The organism is Streptomyces sp. NPDC006265 (assembly GCF_040613555.1).
In the GTDB taxonomy this organism is placed as follows: Bacteria; Actinomycetota; Actinomycetes; order Streptomycetales; family Streptomycetaceae; genus Streptomyces.
The window spans coordinates 1-4,613 of sequence record NZ_JBEXSH010000740.1; the positions used below are offsets into that span (position 1 = coordinate 1).

Below are 4,613 nucleotides of genomic sequence, written 5' to 3' on the forward strand. Positions count from 1 at the left end.
GTCTTCGGCGGCAGACCCGTACTGCTGCTGGTGCTGTTCACGTTCCTCTTCCCGCCCGGCATGAAGCCTGCGCACGCTTCACCAAATCCCCGAGCAATCTGGACCTGGATGTCAGACCGTTCCTGCCAACGGGCGTCGATCGGGGATAATCGACGCCATGTCGCTCCCCGAAGCCGTCGCACTCGCCCCGGGCGTCGCCGACCCGTACCGAATCAAGTTCGTCCGGCGGCTGCCCGGCTCCCTGGACGAGCTGCGCGGACCGGTGCACGGCGTGGTCGAGCTGCCGCTGACGGTGGCCTGGTCCGGGCTGCGCTCCTTCGACCTGGACCGGCCGCGGCTACGGATGAGCCTGTACCGCACGGTGCTGTCCGAGGGCATGCGCGAGGACCTGTGCCGCTTCCTCAACGCCGACCTGCTGATCGAGCTATGGCCGACTCTGCGCACCCTGATCGGCACCGCCGTCCGCGACGCCTGGGAGGGCGACTTCCCCGAGCTGCGTGAAGCCGGCCAGGCCACCGCCGCGTGAAGAAACCACCGATGCCGGAGCGCACGCCCGGCTCCTCGAAGACGTCCTCGCCCTCGGTTCGCCCTACCCGCTGGTGCTGACCGGCGGCTACGCCGTCCAGGCGCACCAGCTCGTCGACCGCCCCAGCCAGGATCTGGACGTCGCCACCCAGAACCCTGCCCCCATGGCCGACATCGCCCACTACCTGGTCGACGGTCTGACCCGGCTCGGATGGCGGGCCGAGACCATCGAGGTTTCCCCGCTCTCCGCCCGCTTCCTGGTCACCGATCCCGACAGCGGTCAGGAGTGCGAGGTCGACATCCTCAAGGAGGTCTTCTGGCACCCCACCGTCCCGACCTCCTACGGTCCCGTCCTGTCCGAGCAGGACGTCATCGGCACCAAGGTCCGAGCCATCGCCGAACGCGGCGCCGCCCGCGACCTCATCGACGTCTACGCCGCCTCCCACCGCTGGACCACCGCCGACCTGGAAGAATTCGGCCGTCGCCCGCCCGCCCCGACACCCTCTTCGGCCCCGCCGAACTCCAGGCCCGCCTGGTCGGCGCCGACTGGATCGACGACACCGAGTTCGCCGCGTACGGACTCGACGAACAAACCATCGCCGACCTGCGCACCTGGGCCCGCGCATGGTCCGATGCCATGGCGCGCCGGGCCGCGGCCGAGAACGCGTACGAGAAGGAGTACGGCGAAGCAGGATCCGTACAGGAAGATCCGTACGACAGTTTCGACCCGGACGAGTACGAGAACTGAGTTCCCCGCCCGTATAGCGTCGCCGAAGGCGCCCGTCCAGCAGCCACGCTCCTTCCGGCCCGCGATGCCTCGGCCCTCTGGCGTCGGCGAACCGGGTGGGGTCGTCGCCGATCTCTGCGAGCACGCGTGCGCCGGACATGACCGACAGGCCCGGCAAGCTGGTGATGATCTGTGCATCCGGGTGGGACAGGAACGCCTCCTCGGTGGCGTTGGAGAGGACGTCTCCGCTCGTGCAGGCGGCGTCGAGCTGCCGCAGCAGGGCCGTGGTCTGGTTTCCCATCGCCTTTTCAACCAGCGGCAGTTGGCGCATCTGTTCCGAGCGGAACAGTTCCCGCAGACGCTCGACTTCCTCGTCGACTGAGCGGCGGAGCCGGCCCGCCCGGTTGAGCAGTGCGCGGAGCCGGCCGCGGGTGAGCTTGGCGGCTGCGGCCGGGGTCGGCGCGGAGGTGAGGATCGCACGTGCATACGCGGAGTCGAGGCCGAGCTTGCCGCTGCCGTGGAAGGCCAGCAGGGCAGCCGGGAAGTATTCGCGCAGGTGGGAGCGGAGTCGGTTGACGAGTTGGCCCTTGTCCCAGATCGCGTCCTGGTGGGCGCGGGCGAGCACGGCCACGGCCTGGCCGAGCTCGCTGTCGGCGGGCAGCGGGCGGTGGGCCTTGATGTCGGTCCGCAAGATGTTGGCCAGGATTCGGGCGTTTGCGGCGTCCGACTTCGCGCGGGAGACGCTGCCGCGGTCCCGGTAGCGTGCCGCCGCGAGAGGATTGATCGCGTAGACCTTTCGACCGGTCGCGCGCAGGGCGGCGACCAGCAGGCCGCGCGGCGTCTCGATGGCGACGGGGATCGGGGCGTCAGGGCTGTCGCCGTGGCGGGCCAGCAGCTCCAGCAGGGCACAGAGCCCGGGGTAGTCATCGCTGATCCGCAGTTTGGCGACCTGGTCACCATCCTGGTCAACGAGGGCTATGTCGTGGTGGCTCTCCGCCCAGTCGATGCCGCAGAACAAGCGGGTCACCGGAACAGCTTCCGCTACACGGCCGGGCAGGACTGGGAGAAGATCGCGAAGGCGCTCAGGCCCGTCTACACCGCGCCGACCGAGGACGCCGCGCTGACCGAGGACGCCGCGCTGGAGCGGTTCGTGGAGTTCACCGACGACGCCTGGGGCGGGAAGTATCCGGCGATCGTCCGGCTCTGGGAGGCCGCCTGGGCGGAGTTCGTGCCCTTCCTCCGGTTCGACGTGGAGATCCGCAAGATCGTCTGCACCACCAACGCGATCGAGAGCATCAACGCGCGCATCCGCAAAGCCGTCCGGGCCCGAGGACACTTCCCCACCGACCAGGCCGCCCTCAAGTGCGTCTACCTGGCCGTCATGAGCCTGGACCCGACCGGCACCGGACGCAAACGCTGGACCATGCGCTGGAAGGCCGCACTCCAAGCCTTCGACATCACCTTCGACGGCCGGCTCACCGCCGGACGCCGCTGAAGAAAACCGACCGAGTTCCACCGTTCGCTACACAGACCCCCAACCGGCGGGCGTGTCACGCAGGCCGATGGCCGCGCCTCCGCTAACCCGTGCGAGTCCGGCAACCCACTCGGCCTGGTCGTCCATGAGGTTCCACAGGCCGGCCAGAATGCCGCCGGGTGCGAGGACCCGAGCGATCTCGGGTCCCGCGACGGCCATGTCGAACCAATGCATGGCATTGCCGGCCAGCACGGGCATCGACGCAAGCGTCCGGCAGCGGGATCGCCTCTGCACTTCCCGACAGCGCACGGACACCCGGCAGCGAGCGGCGCAGCTCGATCAGCATGGCCGGATCGGGCTCGACCGCGATGACATCGGCACTCAGGGCGACCAGCGTGGCGGTCAACTTGCCGGTTCCGGCTCGGCGTAGGCGACCGCCGCTGCACCGAACGACGAGGCGTGAAGTAGCGGTCACCCTCATCCACACGGTCAACATAGAGCCACACCACGGCGGCCACCATGCCGGACCCCGGCAGTCCTGAACGCCTCTCATCTGCATGGTGACAAGGGGACGTCCCGCAGTGAGGTGCCGGTCAGCGGCGGGTCACCGCGGGCGGCAAGCGGCTGGCCTGGAGACGCTGGACCGATGACCGATCCCATGGAGCTCAGGGGTTCGGTGTTCAGGTGGCAAGTGCGAGCACGGCGCACACGTAACCGCAGAGTCCGAGCACCGTGACCAGCCAGACGACGGCGGTGTGGACGACGAGGCGGCCAGGGGCGGGGAGCATGCCGAGATGGGCCAGCGCCGCCCTGCTCGCCCGTGGCCGGGGGCCGCGCCTGGGGAGGTGGCCGAGGGCTCGGCGCAGCGCCCTGTGGGAGGCCGGACTGGTAAGGCCGAGGGACACACCGTAGGCGTCGCGCACCAGCAGGACGCGTTCCGAGACGCCACTGCGGGAGAAGTAGGTCAGCAGCCGTACCCGCTCAATCCGGGACAGGTCCACGGTGCGCTCACCGGTCAGCGTCCGCGAGGTCAGACGGTTTCCGGAGCAGCGCTGTGGCGGCCGCTCCGTGTTCAGTTCGGTGAGCAGCACAAGTCCGGCCGGTCCGGCGGTCAGCATCAGCGCGATCGCAACCCCAGCGGGAAGCAGGCCAACAGCCGCCACGGCAAGCGCGACTAAGGGCGACGCGATGAGCGCTCCGGCGAAGACGGTCCAGCGGCGCGCCCGTCGGCGCCTGCGCGGGAGACGTGAACAGGCGGGCGTACTTCGCTCTGACCCGGCTCTTCAGCACCATGGGCTCGCCTTCCCGATGTGGGTCAGTCGCACTGCCGGGGCTGTGCCGTGGACGGGCCCGTCCACGGCTGGGCCCGTCGGCCGAACCAGTCGGTCAGGGCAGCGCGTATTTTCGCGCATTGGTGACCAGCTCGCTCACGACCAGCTGCACCATGCCCATCGCCCGCTCCGACACCGGCAGCCCGTGCACGGCCTGCACCGTGGTGAGGAAGTCGCGAGCCATGGCACGGGCCTCGGCGATCTCCGCGCTGCCCTCGAACGCGGCACCAGCCCTGATCAGACGGTCGGCAAGCGGGTCCTGGCCCTCATTTTGGGCAGCAGCATCCATGGAACCGCCTCACGTCCGAAGCGCCGAGCAGTGCCCACCCCGCATACCCCCGGACACCACAGCACGCACCAACACGCGAGGTCACGGCGGCGCGTGAACCTACGGGCCGTGCCTCCGCAGTGTCGAAGTGGGCCGGCCGCATCAGATGCCTGTGCAATGAGCCGGTCTCAGCGGTGGCGTGGGCGGGGCAGCAAGGCGAACGCGCTCTCCGCTATCGAGGTCAGGCGGGCGGGGCTGTGGCCGGCCGCGCCTACGACATCGATCCCG

3 protein-coding genes and 5 pseudogenes are annotated in these 4,613 nt (G+C 69.7%); 3 read left to right on the forward strand and 5 right to left on the reverse strand.

Annotated elements, in window-relative coordinates; genetic code table 11:
* Window positions 1-157: 157 nt before the first annotated feature.
* Both ABZ281_RS38795 and ABZ281_RS38800 read left to right on the forward strand, forming a co-directional pair.
* The gene (locus ABZ281_RS38795) at window positions 158-526 is read left to right on the forward strand and encodes a hypothetical protein (RefSeq protein ID WP_356662712.1); all 369 of its coding nucleotides are present in this window, start codon (window positions 158-160) and stop codon (window positions 524-526) included.
* Window positions 498-1,273 (forward strand): annotated as a pseudogene (locus ABZ281_RS38800) (nucleotidyl transferase AbiEii/AbiGii toxin family protein). Before ABZ281_RS38795 ends, ABZ281_RS38800 begins: the two are co-directional and overlap by 29 nt.
* A gap of 76 nt (window positions 1,274-1,349) precedes the next feature.
* Here the strand turns inward: ABZ281_RS38800 and ABZ281_RS38805 are convergent.
* Window positions 1,350-2,279, reverse strand: a pseudogene (locus tag ABZ281_RS38805) (transposase); the annotation flags it as partial.
* Here ABZ281_RS38805 and ABZ281_RS38810 point away from each other — a divergent pair.
* Window positions 2,280-2,747 (forward strand): annotated as a pseudogene (locus ABZ281_RS38810) (transposase); the annotation flags it as partial.
* Window positions 2,748-2,774: 27 nt separating this feature from the next.
* Here the strand turns inward: ABZ281_RS38810 and ABZ281_RS38815 are convergent.
* From ABZ281_RS38815 to ABZ281_RS38830, 4 genes and pseudogenes are all read right to left on the reverse strand, one after another.
* Window positions 2,775-2,984, reverse strand: coding sequence for a hypothetical protein (locus ABZ281_RS38815; RefSeq protein WP_356662714.1), 210 nt, complete (start codon window positions 2,982-2,984; stop codon window positions 2,775-2,777).
* A 55-nt stretch (window positions 2,985-3,039) separates the two neighbouring features.
* Window positions 3,040-3,285: pseudogene (locus ABZ281_RS38820) on the reverse strand (hypothetical protein); the annotation flags it as partial.
* A 121-nt stretch (window positions 3,286-3,406) separates the two neighbouring features.
* Window positions 3,407-3,844, reverse strand: coding sequence for a hypothetical protein (locus ABZ281_RS38825; protein ID WP_356662713.1), 438 nt, complete (start codon window positions 3,842-3,844; stop codon window positions 3,407-3,409).
* 271 nt (window positions 3,845-4,115) lie between these two features.
* A pseudogene (locus ABZ281_RS38830) lies at window positions 4,116-4,346 on the reverse strand (ATP-binding protein); the annotation flags it as partial.
* Window positions 4,347-4,613: the final 267 nt, after the last annotated feature.

Bases quoted from the DNA above. Each gene is read 5' to 3' on its own strand.
- ABZ281_RS38795 (WP_356662712.1), top strand. From the start codon at position 158: ATGTCGCTCCCCGAAGCCGTCGCACTCGCCCCGGGCGTCGCCGACCCG.
- ABZ281_RS38815 (WP_356662714.1), bottom strand. From the start codon at position 2,984: ATGCCCGTGCTGGCCGGCAATGCCATGCATTGGTTCGACATGGCCGTC.
- ABZ281_RS38825 (WP_356662713.1), bottom strand. From the start codon at position 3,844: ATGCTGACCGCCGGACCGGCCGGACTTGTGCTGCTCACCGAACTGAAC.